The sequence below is a fragment of the Streptomyces sp. NPDC053427 genome (genome assembly GCF_044544985.1).
GTDB lineage: Bacteria > Actinomycetota > Actinomycetes > Streptomycetales > Streptomycetaceae > Streptomyces.
The window spans coordinates 336,316-350,460 of record NZ_JBITYA010000007.1; the positions used below are offsets into that span (position 1 = coordinate 336,316).

At 71.1% G+C, this 14,145-nt stretch carries 14 protein-coding genes and 3 tRNA genes; 6 read left to right on the forward strand and 11 right to left on the reverse strand.

The window, feature by feature from the left end; translation table 11 throughout:
- The first annotated feature begins 76 nt into the window (after positions 1–76).
- Together ACIGWZ_RS21760 and ACIGWZ_RS21765 are read left to right on the forward strand one after the other, a co-directional pair.
- Entirely contained in the window at positions 77–1,312 is a 1,236-nt protein-coding gene (locus tag ACIGWZ_RS21760) for a pyridoxal phosphate-dependent aminotransferase (RefSeq protein ID WP_400066992.1), read from the forward strand.
- Between the two features lie 120 nt (positions 1,313–1,432).
- On the forward strand, positions 1,433–2,452 hold the full coding sequence (locus ACIGWZ_RS21765; protein WP_400066994.1) for an adenosine deaminase: 1,020 nt from the start codon (positions 1,433–1,435) through the stop codon (positions 2,450–2,452).
- A gap of 29 nt (positions 2,453–2,481) precedes the next feature.
- On the opposite strand, the gene ACIGWZ_RS21770 is transcribed toward ACIGWZ_RS21765, so the two are convergent.
- The 6 genes from ACIGWZ_RS21770 to ACIGWZ_RS21795 all read right to left on the reverse strand — a co-directional run bounded on the left by ACIGWZ_RS21770 (position 2,482) and on the right by ACIGWZ_RS21795 (position 5,019).
- Complete coding sequence (locus ACIGWZ_RS21770) at positions 2,482–3,537, reverse strand: UDP-N-acetylmuramate dehydrogenase (protein ID WP_400066995.1); 1,056 nt, start codon at positions 3,535–3,537, stop codon at positions 2,482–2,484.
- 59 nt (positions 3,538–3,596) lie between these two features.
- Complete coding sequence (locus ACIGWZ_RS21775) at positions 3,597–4,031, reverse strand: MaoC family dehydratase (protein WP_400066997.1); 435 nt, start codon at positions 4,029–4,031, stop codon at positions 3,597–3,599.
- A 1-nt stretch (position 4,032) separates the two neighbouring features.
- Positions 4,033–4,485: a MaoC family dehydratase N-terminal domain-containing protein gene (locus ACIGWZ_RS21780; RefSeq protein ID WP_400066999.1), complete on the reverse strand. Its 453-nt coding sequence runs from the start codon at positions 4,483–4,485 to the stop codon at positions 4,033–4,035.
- An 88-nt stretch (positions 4,486–4,573) separates the two neighbouring features.
- On the reverse strand, positions 4,574–4,738 hold the full coding sequence (gene rpmG / locus ACIGWZ_RS21785) for a 50S ribosomal protein L33 (protein ID WP_030986111.1): 165 nt from the start codon (positions 4,736–4,738) through the stop codon (positions 4,574–4,576).
- Between the two features lie 89 nt (positions 4,739–4,827).
- Positions 4,828–4,900: transfer RNA gene (locus ACIGWZ_RS21790), tRNA-Met, on the reverse strand.
- A gap of 46 nt (positions 4,901–4,946) precedes the next feature.
- A tRNA-Thr gene (locus ACIGWZ_RS21795) sits at positions 4,947–5,019 on the reverse strand.
- Between the two features lie 182 nt (positions 5,020–5,201).
- Between ACIGWZ_RS21795 and ACIGWZ_RS21800 the strand changes: the two genes are divergently transcribed.
- On the forward strand, positions 5,202–6,473 hold the full coding sequence (locus ACIGWZ_RS21800; RefSeq protein WP_400067001.1) for an amidohydrolase family protein: 1,272 nt from the start codon (positions 5,202–5,204) through the stop codon (positions 6,471–6,473).
- A gap of 64 nt (positions 6,474–6,537) precedes the next feature.
- Positions 6,538–7,200 (forward strand): NAD(P)H-binding protein, encoded by a 663-nt coding sequence (locus ACIGWZ_RS21805; protein WP_400067002.1) that lies wholly within the window; start codon positions 6,538–6,540, stop codon positions 7,198–7,200.
- A 531-nt stretch (positions 7,201–7,731) separates the two neighbouring features.
- On the opposite strand, the gene ACIGWZ_RS21810 is transcribed toward ACIGWZ_RS21805, so the two are convergent.
- A tRNA-Tyr gene (locus ACIGWZ_RS21810) sits at positions 7,732–7,813 on the reverse strand.
- A 189-nt stretch (positions 7,814–8,002) separates the two neighbouring features.
- On the opposite strand from ACIGWZ_RS21810, the gene ACIGWZ_RS21815 reads away from it, so the two are divergent.
- A complete protein-coding gene (locus ACIGWZ_RS21815) occupies positions 8,003–8,491 on the forward strand; it encodes a YajQ family cyclic di-GMP-binding protein (RefSeq protein ID WP_400067004.1) in 489 nt (162 codons plus the stop codon).
- A gap of 142 nt (positions 8,492–8,633) precedes the next feature.
- Entirely contained in the window at positions 8,634–9,362 is a 729-nt protein-coding gene (locus tag ACIGWZ_RS21820; RefSeq protein WP_400067006.1) for a hypothetical protein, read from the forward strand.
- Positions 9,363–9,377: 15 nt separating this feature from the next.
- Here the strand turns inward: ACIGWZ_RS21820 and ACIGWZ_RS21825 are convergent, their stop codons facing one another.
- From ACIGWZ_RS21825 to ACIGWZ_RS21840, 4 genes are all read right to left on the reverse strand, one after another.
- Positions 9,378–9,770 (reverse strand): YccF domain-containing protein, encoded by a 393-nt coding sequence (locus tag ACIGWZ_RS21825; protein WP_400067007.1) that lies wholly within the window; start codon positions 9,768–9,770, stop codon positions 9,378–9,380.
- Between the two features lie 120 nt (positions 9,771–9,890).
- On the reverse strand, positions 9,891–10,754 hold the full coding sequence (gene htpX / locus ACIGWZ_RS21830; RefSeq protein WP_400067009.1) for a zinc metalloprotease HtpX: 864 nt from the start codon (positions 10,752–10,754) through the stop codon (positions 9,891–9,893).
- A gap of 187 nt (positions 10,755–10,941) precedes the next feature.
- Positions 10,942–12,462, reverse strand: coding sequence for an NADH-quinone oxidoreductase subunit N (locus tag ACIGWZ_RS21835; protein ID WP_400067010.1), 1,521 nt, complete (start codon positions 12,460–12,462; stop codon positions 10,942–10,944).
- Positions 12,462–14,051: a NuoM family protein gene (locus ACIGWZ_RS21840; protein WP_400067275.1), complete on the reverse strand. Its 1,590-nt coding sequence runs from the start codon at positions 14,049–14,051 to the stop codon at positions 12,462–12,464. Before ACIGWZ_RS21840 ends, ACIGWZ_RS21835 begins: the two co-directional genes overlap by 1 nt.
- Between the last annotated feature and the right edge of the window lie 94 nt (positions 14,052–14,145).

The following is a 14,145-nucleotide window of genomic DNA, read 5'->3' on the forward strand; positions in this document are numbered from 1 at the left end:
CGTCGAACAGAAACCCCCGGGGCGGCGCCCGCAAACCCCTGTGCCGGGCTCCTGGGCGGTCTGCGACGATGCCTGCATGAGCGCTGCCACTCCTTCTGCATCGTCCCCCACCGAGCGCCGGGTCTCCGCCCGCATCGGTGCGATCTCCGAGTCCGCCACCCTCGCCGTCGACGCCAAGGCCAAGGCCCTCAAGGCCGCCGGGCGCCCGGTGATCGGCTTCGGCGCCGGTGAGCCCGACTTCCCCACGCCCGACTACATCGTCGAGGCGGCGATCGAGGCCTGCCGCAACCCGAAGTTCCACCGCTACACCCCGGCCGGCGGCCTGCCCGAGCTCAAGGCCGCGATCGTCGAGAAGACCCGCCGCGACTCCGGCTACGAGATCGAGGCCGCCAACGTCCTGGTCACCAATGGTGGCAAGCAGGCCATCTACGAGGCCTTCGCGGCCATCCTCGACCCGGGCGACGAGGTCATCGTGCCGGCGCCGTACTGGACCACCTACCCCGAGTCGATCCGGCTCGCGGGCGGCGTACCGGTCGACGTGATCGCCAACGAGACCACCGGCTACCGCGTGACCGTGGAGCAGTTGGAGGCCGCTCGTACGGAGAACACCAAGGTCCTGCTGTTCGTCTCGCCGTCGAACCCGACAGGCGCGGTCTACACCCGCGAGCAGGTCGAGGCGGTCGGCCGCTGGGCCGCCGAGCACGGCCTGTGGGTGCTGACCGACGAGATCTACGAGCACCTGGTCTACGGCGACGCGGAGTTCTCCTCGCTCCCGGTGGTCGTGCCGGAGCTGCGCGAGAAGTGCATCATCGTCAACGGTGTTGCCAAGACGTACGCCATGACCGGCTGGCGGGTGGGCTGGGCGATCGGCCCCAAGGACGTCATCAAGGCCGCGACGAACCTCCAGTCGCACGCCACTTCCAACGTCTCCAACGTCGCCCAGGCCGCGGCCATCGCCGCCGTCTCCGGCGATCTGACGGCCGTCGAGGAGATGAAGGTCGCCTTCGACCGCCGCCGGCGCAAGATCGTGCAGATGCTCAACGAGATCGACGGCGTGCTCTGCCCGGAGCCGGAGGGCGCGTTCTACGTGTACCCGTCGGTGAAGGAGCTCCTGGGCAAGGAGATCCGCGGCAAGCGCCCGGCGAGCAGCGTCGAGCTGGCCGAGCTGATCCTGGAGGAGGCCGAGGTCGCGGTCGTCCCGGGTGAGGCCTTCGGCACCCCCGGCTACCTGCGTCTTTCGTACGCGCTGGGCGACGAGGACCTGGTCGAGGGCGTGTCCCGGATCCAGAAGCTGCTGTCCGAAGCGAAGTAATCGCCGAGGGCAAAAGCGTGCGGGTCCGGAACATGTTCCGGACCCGCACGCTTTTGCGGCGGTCCCTTCGTTCGGGGCGGGGCCTACCCGGACACCACCCGGATGCGGCAAGATCTGCAGATGGAGAGCGTTCGTGATCTGCGTCAATTGCCGAAGGCCCACCTGCACCTGCACTTCACCGGTTCGATGCGGGCCACGACCCTGCTGGAGCTCGCCGACAGGTACGGCGTTCATCTGCCGGACGCCCTCAAGGGCGGCGAGCCGCCCCGGCTGCGGGCCACGGACGAGCGCGGCTGGTTCCGTTTCCAGCGGCTGTACGACATCGCCCGGTCGTGTCTGCGCTCGCCGGAGGACATCCAGCGGCTGGTGCGCGAGGCCGCCGAGGAGGACGTCCGGGACGGGTCGGGGTGGCTGGAGATCCAGGTCGACCCGACCTCGTACGCGCCGCGGCTGGGCGGGCTGATCCCGGCGCTGGAGATCATCCTGGACGCGGCCCAGCGGGCGTCCCGGGACACCGGGCTGGGCATCCGCGTCCTGGTGGCCGCGAACCGTATGAAGCACCCCCTGGATGCCCGGACGCTGGCCCGCCTCGCGGTGCGCTACGCCGACCAGGGCGTCGTCGGTTTCGGCCTGTCCAACGACGAACGGCGCGGTTTCGCCCGGGACTTCGACCGGGCCTTCGCCATCGCCCGGGACGGCGGCCTGCTGGCGGCGCCGCACGGCGGTGAGCTGTCGGGCCCGTCGAGCGTGCGGGACTGCCTGGACGATCTGCACGCGGGCCGGGTCGGGCACGGCGTACGGGCGGCGGAGGATCCCGCGCTGCTGCGACGGCTGGCCGACCGCGGGGTGACCTGCGAGGTCTGCCCGACGTCGAATGTGGCGCTGGGGGTGTACGAGAAGCCCGAGGACGTACCGCTGCGGACGCTCTTCGACGCCGGCGTGCCGATAGCGCTGGGTGCGGACGACCCGCTGCTGTTCGGCGCGCGGCTGGCCGCCCAGTACGAGCTCGCCCGCACCACGCACGGCTTCTCGGATGCGGAACTGGCCGAGTTGGCCCGCCAGTCGATCCGCGGCTCCCAGGCGCCCGAGGGCGAGCGGCAGCGGCTCCTGGCGGGCGTCGACGCCTGGCTGGCGGCGTAGCGGCCTTTGAAGGCCCCGTACGCGCCCTGCTAGAGGCTGACGCCCACCGTCACCGGCTCGTTGACGAGGGTGACGCCGAAGGCCGCCTGGACGCCGTCGCGGACCTCGCGGGCGAGCGCCAGAAGGTCTTCGGTGGTGGCCGCGCCGCGGTTGGTGAGCGCGAGGGTGTGCTTGGTGGAGATACGGGCCGGGCCGCTGCCGTAGCCCTTGGTGAAGCCGGCCCGGTCGATGAGCCAGGCCGCGGAGGTCTTCACCAGGCCGTCGCCCGCCGGGAAGACGGGGGGCGCGACATCGGGGCCGAGCCGGTCCTGGGCGCGCACGAGGAAGGCCGCGTGCTCGGCCTCGGTGAGGATCGGGTTGGTGAAGAAGGAGCCGGCCGACCAGGTGTCGTGGTCCTCGGCGTCCAGCACCATGCCCTTGCCCGCGCGCAGGGCCAGCACGGTCTTGCGGGCGACCGCCGCCGGGACCCGGTCGCCGGCCTCGACGCCGAGGGCGCGGGCCGTCTCGGGGTACTTCAGGGGCGCGGAGAGGCCTCCGGCGTCCTCCAGGGCAAAGCGCACCCTCAGCACCACGAACCGGTCGGGGTGCTCCTTGAAGCGGCTGTGGCGGTAGGAGAAGCCGCACTCGCCGTTGGAGAGGGTGACGGTCTCGCCCGCACGGCGGTCGTAGGCGACGACCTCGGTGAGCGTGGTGGAGACTTCCTGGCCGTACGCGCCGACGTTCTGGATCGGGGTGGCGCCCGCCGAGCCGGGGATGCCGGCCAGGCACTCGATACCGGCCAGCCCGGCCTCGACCGTACGGGCGACCGCGTCGGACCAGTTCTCGCCCGCGGCCAGCTCCAGTGCCGTGCCGTCCAGGGTGAAGCCGCTGGTGGCGATGCGCAGGGCGGTGCCGTCGAAGCCCTTGTCGCCGATGACGAGGTTGGAGCCGCCGCCAATGATCAGCAGCGGGGTGCCGGCGTCGTCGGCGGCGCGGACGGTCTCGATCACCTCGTCGTCGGTGGTGGCCGTGACGAGACGGGCCGCCGGGCCGCCGAGGCGGAAGGTGGTCAGCGGGGCGAGGGGGGCGTCATGAAGTTCCTGCACGGGCCCAAGGGTACGGGGACGGTCCGGCAATGCCGGGCCGGCCGCCCCCGCCCATGCCGTCAGGCCAGGCGGACCACGGCGCGGGACATGCCCAGCACCTTCTGGCCCGCGCTTATCGCGGTGAGGTCGACCCGCACCGTACGGGCGTCGTCGTCCAGCTTGGCGGCGACCTTGGCGCTGACCTCGATCAGCGCGCCGGTCTCGTCGTTGGGGACCACGACGGGCTTGGTGAAGCGCACGCCGTACTCGGAGACCGCGCCCGGGTCGCCGACCCAGTCGGTGACCACGCGGATCGCCTCGGCCATGGTGAACATGCCGTGCGCGATGACGTCCGGCAGCCCGACCTCCTTGGCGAACTTCTCGTTCCAGTGGATCGGGTTGAAGTCACCGGAGGCGCCCGCGTACCGGACGAGCGTGGCGCGGCTCACTGGGAAGGTCTGCGCCGGGAGTTCGGTGCCGACCTCGATGTCGTCATAGGAGATCTTGGCGGTCATCTCAGGCCTCCTGGGCGGCGCGGGCCACCAGCTTGGTGAAGGCGGTCACCACGTGCTCGCCCGCCTCGTCGTGCACCTCACCGCGGATGTCGATGATGTCGTTGCCCGCCATGGTCCTGATGGCCTCGATGGTGGAGGTGACGGCCAGCCGGTCACCGCTGCGCACCGGCCGGGTGTAGGCGAACTTCTGGTCGCCGTGCACCACCCGGCTGTAATCCAGGCCCAGTTGCGGATCCTCGATCACCTGCCCCGCGGCCTTGAATGTGATCGCAAACACAAAAGTCGGCGGGGCGATCACATCGAGATGTCCGAGCGCTTTGGCGGCGTCGGCATCGACGTATACGGGGTTGGTGTCCCCGATCGCCTCAGCGAATTCGCGAATCTTTTCCCGGCCGACCTCGTACGGGTCGGTGGGCGGGTACGTGCGTCCGACAAAAGACGGATCGAGCGCCATGGGCTCGCTACCTCCTCGTACTGATGTTGGTGATTCAACGCCGTGAGGCCGCCCCCAAATTGGGGACGGCCTCACGAACGAGCCTGTGTTATCGCGTCTCGCGGTGTGCGGTGTGCGACTTGCAACGGGGGCAGTGCTTCTTCATCTCAAGACGGTCCGGGTCATTACGCCGGTTCTTCTTGGTGATGTAGTTCCGCTCCTTGCACTCCACGCAGGCCAGCGTGATCTTCGGGCGGACGTCGGTGGCAGCCACGTGAGTGCTCCTTGACGGACGGATGGTCGGACTGAACGCATAAAAGAGTAGCCGATCGGAGGACCGACCCCACAATCGGCTACTGTCAGTAGCGGTGACCGGACTTGAACCGGTGACACAGCGATTATGAGCCGCTTGCTCTACCGACTGAGCTACACCGCTGTGATGCGAGGGGACCCCGCCCGAAGGCGGGAACCTCACACATCAGAGCCCCAATACGGAATCGAACCGTAGACCTTCTCCTTACCATGGAGACGCTCTGCCGACTGAGCTATTGGGGCGAGCGATGAAGACATTACACGGCCCGCAGCCAAAGGTGAAATCCGTATCCGGGCCGCGCACCAACCGCCCCCCGCACCACACCGGTACGACTATTTCGCGCCTGCGCGACGGTCCCCCGGCGGCCCCCTACGCTCGGAACACCGCTGCGTGATCTTGCACGCCCGTGCCTTCGAGGAGCGCGATGTCCGACAGCAGTTCACCGCAGCAGCCACAGCCGGGGAAGCGGGGAAAGCCGAACGGTGGCCGGCATGCCAAGTCGGACGCGGGCGCGTTGGTCCTGTGCGGTGCCCGGTTGGCCGACGGCCGGACGGTGGACGTACGGCTCGGCGGCGGACGCATCGAGGCCGTCGGGACGGCCGGCAGCCTCGCCCCGCAGGGTTCCCGCGTCGACCTCGCGGGCTATCTCCTGCTCCCCGCCCCCGCCGAACCGCATGCGCACTGCGACACCGCGCTGACCGCGGACACCGACGGGCCCGCCTCCGACTCCCCCGAGGACGTCCAGCGGCGTACGACGGAGGCCGCGCTGCTCCAGCTCGGGCACGGCGCCACCGCCTCCCGCAGCCATGTCCGGATCGGCGATGTGCAGGGGCTGCGCTCGCTGCAGGCCGTACTGCGGGCCCGCCGGTCGCTCCGCGGGCTGGCCGACCTGGCGGCGGTCGCGGTGCCGCGCGTACTGACCGGAGTGGCCGGCGCGGACGGGCTGGCGATGCTGCGGGACGCCGTCAAGATGGGCGCCTCGGTCATCGGCGGCTGCCCGGACCTCGACCCCGACCCGGCCGGGTACGTCGAGACGGTCCTGGACGTGGCCGGCGAGCACGGCTGCCCGGTGGATCTGCACACGGACGGTGACGATCCGGCGCGGCTGTCCCGCTTCGCGGCGATGGCCGGCGGGCTGCGGCCGGGGGTGGCCCTCGGACCGTGCGCCGGGATGGCACGGATGCCGCGCAGCGTGGCGGCCCGGGTCGCCGAACAGCTCGCCGCCGCCGATGTCGCCGTCGTCTGCCTGCCCCAGGGCGACTGCACCGGCCTGGAGCGCCACGGCTCCCGGGTGGCCCGGCCCGCCCCCGTACGGCTGCTGCGCGCGGCCGGGGTACGGGTCGCGGCGGGCAGCGGGGCGCTGCGGGACGTGGCGAACCCGGTGGGGCGCGGCGACCCCCTGGAGGCCGCGTATCTGCTGGCGTCCCTCGGGGAGGCCACGCCCGAGGCCGCGTACGAGACGGTGAGCGCGGCGGCGCGGGCGACGCTGGGCCTGCCGGAGGTACGGGTCGAGGCGGGCTTTCCTGCGGAGCTGCTGGCCGTACGGGGCGAGCGGATCGCCGGGGTGCTCTCGCTCGCGTACAGCCGGGTCGTGGTGCATCGGGGACGGGTGGTCGCCCGGACCAGCGCGGTGCGCGAGTACTGCGACTCGGCGGCGGAGGTGGCGCTGGACCTGCCGCGGCAGTCGCAGCGCTGAAGCACCGGGGTGCCGTCGCCGGGTCCTGCGGTGTGCCGGGGCACTTCGGCGTACGGTCGGGATCATGCGCATTGTCATCGCAGGTGGACATGGTCAGATCGCGCTGCGGCTGGAGCGGTTGCTCGCCGGGCGCGGGGACGAGGTCGCGGGCATCGTCCGCCGGCCGGAACAGGCCGGCGACTTGCTGGCCTCGGGCGCCGAACCGGTCGTCTGCGACCTGGAGTCGGCGTCGGTGGAGGACGTGGCACGGCATCTGCAGGACGCGGACGCGGCCGTCTTCGCGGCGGGCGCGGGCCCGGGCAGCGGCACCGACCGCAAGGACACCGTGGACCGCGGCGCCGCGGCGCTCTTCGCGGACGCGGCCGAGGCGGCCGGCGTACGGCGCTTCCTCGTCGTCTCCTCGATGGGCGCGGACCGCGAGCCGCCGGAGGGCACCGACCCGGTCTTCGCGGCGTATCTGCGGGCCAAGGGGGCGGCGGACGCGGACGTACGGGCCCGGGCCGGCCTCGACTGGACGATCCTGCGGCCGGGCCGGCTGACGAACGACCCCGGAACGGGCCTGGTGACGCTGGCCGATGCGACCGGCCGCGACGAGGTGACCCGTGACGACGTGGCGGCCGTCCTGGCGGAGCTGCTCGCCCAACCGGCCACCGCGGGCCGGACGTTGGAGCTCATCGGGGGCGATGTGCCGGTGGCGGAGGCGGTGCGGAACGTGGCGGCGCACTGAGGGCCCACTGAGGGCCCGTCACGGCTGGTCGGAGAGGTCCGGTCGCGAGGGTGAAGCAGCACCGCTGCCGTGCGGCGGTGAGGCCGTGGCGTGTGGCCGGCACCGCGCAGAGTCTGACGCGGAGGGTCCGGCCGAGCGGCGGCCACGCGGTGCTCCGCTGCCGGCCGGACCGGAGTCGCGATGCGTGCCGGGCGCTGGGCGATGGATTCCCGATCCTCGGACCCGCGAGGCCTGGGTCTCCCGATCTCCTGCCCGCCCGGATGGCAGGTGCGGGGTACGGCGTCAGCGGCCGGCTGAGCCGCGGCCTCGATCGCGGCGGCCTTGAGGGAGGGAGGGAGGGAGGGAGGGAACCAGCGGCCCGGGGCTGCCCCGCACGGGGCTCCGCACGCGCTGGTCAGCACGCGGGACAAGGCGCGACAGAGCCGGGCAGACCACCCGCGTCGGCGGTTCCGCGGCGGCAGTTTCGCGTCCGCAAACAGAGAAGAGGCCCGCGGCCAGCATTTACGCTGGTCACGGACCTCTTCACACCTGTGGCGGCGCCAGGATTCGAACCTGGGAAGGCGAAGCCGGCAGATTTACAGTCTGCTCCCTTTGGCCGCTCGGGCACACCGCCAGGGTTTGCTGCCGGGAGACCCGCTGTGAGGCGGTGCTCTGTGGCAACGACGTAAACCATACCCGATGGCTGGGGGTGGTCCGCCACTCGATTCCGAAGCGCTGGATCTTGGCCGGGTGGCTAGGCTTGGCGGACGGTCCGGGATGGGCCGTACCCCTGACGGATCTACGTATGAGGAGCCAACTCAACATGGCCGACTCCAGTTTCGACATCGTCTCGAAGGTCGAGCGGCAGGAGGTCGACAACGCCCTCAACCAGGCCGCCAAGGAGATCTCGCAGCGTTACGACTTCAAGGGCGTGGACGCCTCGATCGCATGGTCGGGCGAGAAGATCGAGATGCGGGCCAACGCCGAGGAGCGCGTGAAGGCCGTACTCGACATCTTCGAGACCAAGCTGGTCAAGCGCGGGATCTCGCTGAAGGCCCTGGACGCCGGCGAGCCGCAGCCCTCGGGCAAGGAGTACAAGATCTTCGCCTCGATCGAGGAGGGGATCTCGCAGGACAACGCCAAGAAGGTCGCCAAGATCATCCGCGATGAGGGCCCGAAGGGCGTCAAGGCGCAGGTGCAGGGCGATGAGCTGCGGGTCAGCTCGAAGAGCCGGGACGACCTGCAGGCGGTGCAGCAGCTGCTGAAGGGGAAGGACCTGGACTTCGCGCTTCAGTTTGTGAACTACCGGTAGGAGCCCGGATTCCGGGTGCCAGGGATGGGGCGGTGCGCTTCGGCGTGCCGCCCCACCGGTGTTTCCCGAAGGGTTCCGCGGCGACGCTTGACCTCGACTTCGGTTGAGGTTGCAGGGTGTGGCCATGACTTCACGGCGGAACATGACTTCGCGGCAGAGCGCCCACCCCGACCCGCACGACGCCTTCCTGACGGACGTCTTTCCCGAGATCCGGCGGCCGGATGCCGGTGCCGTACTGATCAGCGAGTGGGACGCGGGCAGCCCCGAGGGCCAGCGGGCCGTCGTGGACGGCGTGGCCCGCGCGTGGGCGGAGATGCCGCTGCCGGAGGGCTTTCTCTCGCGGGTGCTGTTCACCGGGACGGACGGCCGGAGCGTGCTCAATTACGGCCAGTGGACGAGCCATGCGGCGCGCCAGGAGTTCGTACGGGACGCCGAGGACAACGGGCTGCGCGAGCGGATCGCTGCGGTCCTCGACGGCGTCGGGGGCGTCGGCAACGAGGGCCCTGGCCGCTTCCGGCTGTACCGCAGCCTGCTGGCCGAGGACGTGCCGGGGGCGATGGGCTGCGTCGTACGGGTCGCCTTTCGGACGTCGGGGCACGAGGCGGCCCGACGGCTCGTCGACGGTCTGATGGAGATGTTCGGCGGCCGGCAGGACGGCGAGGGCGCGTTCGGCTCGCACTTCCACCTCAGCGAGGACGGCCTGCAGGTCGTGAACTACAGCGAGTGGACGACCGCGGAAGCCCATCAGCGCATGTTCGACGCCAAGCTGAACGACGGCGGAGCGGTGATGGGCTTCATCGCGAGTCTGGACGGCGTGGAACCGCTGGGGTTCAAGCGGTTCGTGGGGCCTCGGGGACTCGTACGGGCGTAAGGGCGGGGCGGAGCGTCACCGCGTGGCGAACGGCTGGTCCGTGGGGACGATCTCGCGGCCCAGGGGCAGCAGGGAGATCGGGATCATCTTGAAGTTGGCGATGCCCAGCGGGATACCGATGATCGTCACGCACTGGATGATGCCGGTGACGATGTGGCCCAGGGCCAGCCACCAGCCCGCGAAGACGATCCAGATGACGTTGGCGATCGCCGACCCGGCGCCGGCGTCGCGCCGTTCGACCGTCGTACGGCCGAAGGGCCACAGGGCGTAGCCCGCGATCCGGAAGGACGCGATGCCGAACGGGATGGTGATGATCAGGATGCAGCAGATGACGCCCGCGACGACATAGCCGATCGCCAGCCAGAAGCCGCTCAGGACGAGCCAGATGACGTTGAGGATGAGCTTCATGATCGGCAGCCTTCCAGGCACGTGGGAGTGCACTTGAGAGTGTGTCTGCCCTCTATAGACGCGCGGAGGGTGTCCGAACGTTGCGGCGGATCCGCACCCGTCGTGTGAAATCGGCACCCGTCAGGGGCGGTGGCCTGCCATCTCCTCCAGGCGGGTGATGCGTTCGCGCATCGGGGGGTGGGTGGAGAAGAGCTTCGACATGCCCTCGCCCGCCCGGAACGGGTTGGCGATCATCATGTGGCTCGCCGTCTCGATCCGCGGCTCGGGCGGGAGCGGCAGCTGCCGGGTGCCCGCTTCCAGCTTACGCAGGGCGGAGGCGAGGGCCAGCGGGTCGCCGGTGAGCCGGGCGCCCGAGGCGTCCGCCTGGTACTCGCGGGAGCGGCTGACGGCCAGCTGGATGAGCGAGGCCGCGACCGGGCCGAGGATCATGATCAGGAGCATGCCGACGATGCCGGGGCCCTCGTCGTCGTCGCTTCTGCCTATGGGGATCAGCCAGGCGAAGTTGACGAGGAACATCACGACGGAGGCGAGCGCGCCGGCCACGGAGGAGATGAGGATGTCGCGGTTGTAGACGTGGCTGAGCTCATGGCCGATGACGCCGCGCAGTTCGCGTTCGTCGAGGAGCTGGAGGATGCCGTCCGTGCAGCAGACCGCGGCGTTGCGGGGGTTGCGGCCGGTGGCGAAGGCGTTGGGGGCCTGGGTCGGGGAGATGTACAGGCGCGGCATGGGCTGGCGGGCGGCCGTGGAGAGCTCGCGGACCATGCGGTAGAGCCCTGGGGCCTCGAATTCGCTGACGGGGCGGGCCCGCATGGCCTTGAGGGCCAGCTTGTCGCTGTTCCAGTACGCATAGGCGTTGGTGCCCAGGGCGACGAGGACGGCGATGATCAGGCCCGTACGGCCGAAAAGGCTGCCGATGACGATGATGAGTGCGGACAGTCCCCCGAGGAGTACGGCGGTCCTGAGCCCGTTGTGCCGGCGGTGCACGGTACGCCCTCCAAGCGGTGCGGCAGGGGAACCCTGTGCTGCTTATCTCCACTCTCCAGTGGACCCTTACTCACTGGTCAACGCGAGATGGGGAGGGGTGGTTCCCTTGCCTGCGCGGCGCGGCGCGGTGCCGGGCAGGGCGGGACGGCGGCCGCGGCGGCCCCGGCCGTGATCCACCGGACAGGCCTCAGAGGAGCGCCCCCGAGGCGAAGCGCAGGACGAGCTGCGGGGCGCCGGAGAGGGCGATGCCGAGCACCGTGGCGAGGGTGATGGCGGTGGTCAGGGCGGCCGGGATCTTGGCGTGCGGCGCGGGACGGTCCGCGGCCGCGGCCTCGGCGCCCCGGAAGAGGATCGCGGTCCACTGGAGGTAGTAGTAGAGCGCGATCACGACGTTGACGGCCATGACGACGGCGAGCCAGGCCAGGCCCGCGTCGACCGCCGCCGAGAACACCGTCACCTTGGCGAAGAGGCCGATGATGCCCGGCGGCAGACCCGCCAGGCAGAGCAGGAAGAAGCCGAGGGCGAGCGCCACCAGGGGGCGCCGGGCGTACAGGCCCCGGTAGTCGGTGAGGCGGTTGGCGGGGCTGGTGCGGGCCACCAGGGCGGCGATGGCGAAGGCGCCGAGGTTCACCGCGCCGTACATCAGGGCGTAGGCGACGGTGGAGCCGATGGCGTGCGCCGGGTTGTCGGCGTAGCCGGCCGCCGCGATGGGGACCAGGAGGTAGCCGGCCTGGCCGACCGAGGACCAGGCGAGCAGGCGTACGGCGCTGTGCGCGCGGCGCGGGTCCTGGCGGAGGGCGGCGACGTTGCCGACGGTCATGGTGAGCGCGGCCAGGACGGCCAGCGCCGGGCCCCAGACGTTGGCGTACGAGGGGAAGCCCTGGACCGTGACCAGGATCAGGCCGGAGAAGCCGACGGCCTTGCCGATCACGGAGAGGTAGGCGGCGATGGGCAGCGGCGCGCCGACGTACGTGTCGGGCACCCAGAAGTGGAACGGGACGGCCGCGGTCTTGAAGGCGAAGCCGACGAGGGTGAGTGCGACGCCCGCGGTGGCCAGGGTCGCCAGCCGGGGGTCGGGCAGGTCGGTGAGGGTGTGCGCCACCCGGGACAGATGCAGGCTCCCGGTGGCCGCGTACAGGAAGCTCACGCCGAGCAGCATCACGGCGGTGGCGGCCACCGAGGAGAGGAAGAACTTCAGGGCCGCCTCGGAGGAGAGCCGGTCGCCGCGCCGCAGCCCGACCAGGGCGAAGGCGGGCAGCGAGGCCACTTCGAGGGCGATGACCAGGGTGGCGAGGTCCCGGGAGGCGGGCAGCAGGGCGGCGCCGGCCGCCGAGGAGAGCAGCAGGAACCAGTACTCCCCGGTGGGCAGGTCGTGATCCTTGATGGTGTCGATGGACAGCAGGGCGGTCAGCAGCGCCCCGGCCAGCACCAGGAACTGGATGACGAGGGTGAACGGGTCGGCCACATAGCTGCACACGTCCGGGTGGCCGGTGAGGCAGAAGGTGCGGCGGTCGCCGTCCAGGAGGGGCAGGAGGGAGAGCGCCGCCAGGGCGAGGCCTGCGGTCGCCACCCAGCCGAGCAGCGGCTTCCTGGTGGCGGGCAGGAAGAGGTCGGCGACGAGCACCACCAGGGCGACGGCCGCGGTGATGGTGGGCGGCGCGATGGCGAGCCAGTCGACGGACTGGACCAGAGAGGTGACCGAGCTCATCACTTACCGCCTCCGAGGAGCTGCTGGACGGCCGGGTTCGTGAGGCCGAGGAGGGCCGCGGGCCACAGTCCGGCGAGGACGGTGAGGACGGCGAGGGGGGTCCAGGCCGCGTATTCGTGACGCGCGATGTCGGGGATGACGAGCGCCGGGGCGGACCCGTCGGCTCCCAGCGGGGCCGGCTCGGCCACCACATGGCCGCCCATGCAGACGCGGCGGACGACGAGCAGCAGGTAGGCGGCGGTCAGCAGGGTGCCGAGGCCGGCCATGACCATGAACGTCAGGAAGGCGGGCCGGCTGAGCCCCGCGGCCGGGCGGAAGGCGCCGAACATCGCGAGCATCTCGCCCCAGAAGCCGGCGAGTCCGGGGATGCCCAGCGAGGCGACGGCGCCGAAGGCGAGGAGTCCGCCGAAGCGCGGGGCCCTGCCGTACAGGGCGGCGCCGGTGCTGCCCGCGAGGGTGTCGAGGTCGGTGCTGCCGTAGCGGTCCTTGAGGGCGCCGACCAGGAAGAACAGCAGGCCGGTGATCAGACCGTGGGCGATGTTGGCGAACAGCGCGCCGTTGACGCCGGTGGGGGTCATGCTCGCGATGCCGAGCAGGACGAATCCCATGTGGCCGACGGAGCTGTACGCGATCAGGCGCTTGAGGTCGCCCTTGGCGCCCTTGCGGACCAGGGCGAGGCAGGCGAGGGAGCCGTAGATGATGCCGATGGCGGCGAGCGCGGCGAGGTACGGGGCGAAGGTGTGCATGCCCTCGGGCGTGATCGGCAGTGCGATGCGGACGAAGCCGTACGTGCCCATCTTCAGCAGGACGCCGGCCAGCAGCACGGAGCCGACGGTGGGGGCCGCGGTGTGCGCGTCCGGCAGCCAGCTGTGCAGCGGCCACATCGGGGCCTTGACGGCCAGTCCGATGCCGATCGCGAGCACCGCCAGAAGCTGAACTGTGTGGCTGAGCTGGGCTTTCGGGCCGTTGTCAGTGGCGAGTGCGACCATGTCGAACGTGCCGGACTTCACGCCGATGAGGAGGAGGCCGAGCAGCATGACGACCGAGCCGAGCAGCGTGTAGAGGATGAACTTCCAGGCCGCCGCCTGCTTTCCGGCGCCGCCCCAGCGGGCGATGAGGAAGTACATCGGGATGAGGACCATCTCGAAGGCGAGGAAGAACAGCATCAGGTCGAGGACGGCGAAGCTGGCGAGGGTGCCGGCCTCGAGGGTGAGCAGCAGAGCCACGAATGCCTTGGGTGACGGGCCCGTTGGCATCTTGAAGTAGCTGTAGAGCGCGCAGAGGAAGGTCAGCAGCGCGGTCAGGACGACAAGGGGGAGCGAGATGCCGTCGACGCCGAGGTGGATACGGATGTCGAGCGCCGGGATCCAGCTGATGTCGGTGGTGGCCTGCATACGGGCCGGGTGGTCGTGGTCGAAGCCGATGGCCAGCGCGAGGGCGGCGGCGAGGACGACGCCGGTGACGGTCACTCCGTGGCGCAGCACGGCCTGATCGGGGTTGCGGCCCCGGAGGCCGGGCGGGGCGGGGAGCAGCGCGGCGAGCGCGCCGACGAGGGGAAGGACGACGACGCCCGCGAGGAGGATCTGCATGGCGGTGTGATTCACGGGTCAGGCCCTCCTCAGGGTTTCGGCTCCGACGAGGCAGGCCGCGAGGTCCGTCGGCTGGGGGTACGGGGGTCGTCCC

Excerpts from the sequence above, each read along its gene's own strand:
- ACIGWZ_RS21760 (WP_400066992.1), top strand. The coding sequence starts at position 77 with ATGAGCGCTGCCACTCCTTCTGCATCGTCCCCCACCGAGCGCCGGGTC.
- ACIGWZ_RS21765 (WP_400066994.1), top strand. The coding sequence starts at position 1,433 with ATGGAGAGCGTTCGTGATCTGCGTCAATTGCCGAAGGCCCACCTGCAC.
- ACIGWZ_RS21775 (WP_400066997.1), bottom strand. The coding sequence starts at position 4,031 with ATGACCGCCAAGATCTCCTATGACGACATCGAGGTCGGCACCGAACTC.
- ACIGWZ_RS21780 (WP_400066999.1), bottom strand. The coding sequence starts at position 4,485 with ATGGCGCTCGATCCGTCTTTTGTCGGACGCACGTACCCGCCCACCGAC.
- ACIGWZ_RS21800 (WP_400067001.1), top strand. The coding sequence starts at position 5,202 with ATGTCCGACAGCAGTTCACCGCAGCAGCCACAGCCGGGGAAGCGGGGA.
- ACIGWZ_RS21805 (WP_400067002.1), top strand. The coding sequence starts at position 6,538 with ATGCGCATTGTCATCGCAGGTGGACATGGTCAGATCGCGCTGCGGCTG.
- ACIGWZ_RS21815 (WP_400067004.1), top strand. The coding sequence starts at position 8,003 with ATGGCCGACTCCAGTTTCGACATCGTCTCGAAGGTCGAGCGGCAGGAG.
- ACIGWZ_RS21820 (WP_400067006.1), top strand. The coding sequence starts at position 8,634 with ATGACTTCGCGGCAGAGCGCCCACCCCGACCCGCACGACGCCTTCCTG.
- ACIGWZ_RS21825 (WP_400067007.1), bottom strand. The coding sequence starts at position 9,770 with ATGAAGCTCATCCTCAACGTCATCTGGCTCGTCCTGAGCGGCTTCTGG.
- ACIGWZ_RS21835 (WP_400067010.1), bottom strand. The coding sequence starts at position 12,462 with ATGAGCTCGGTCACCTCTCTGGTCCAGTCCGTCGACTGGCTCGCCATC.
- ACIGWZ_RS21840 (WP_400067275.1), bottom strand. The coding sequence starts at position 14,051 with ATGCAGATCCTCCTCGCGGGCGTCGTCGTCCTTCCCCTCGTCGGCGCG.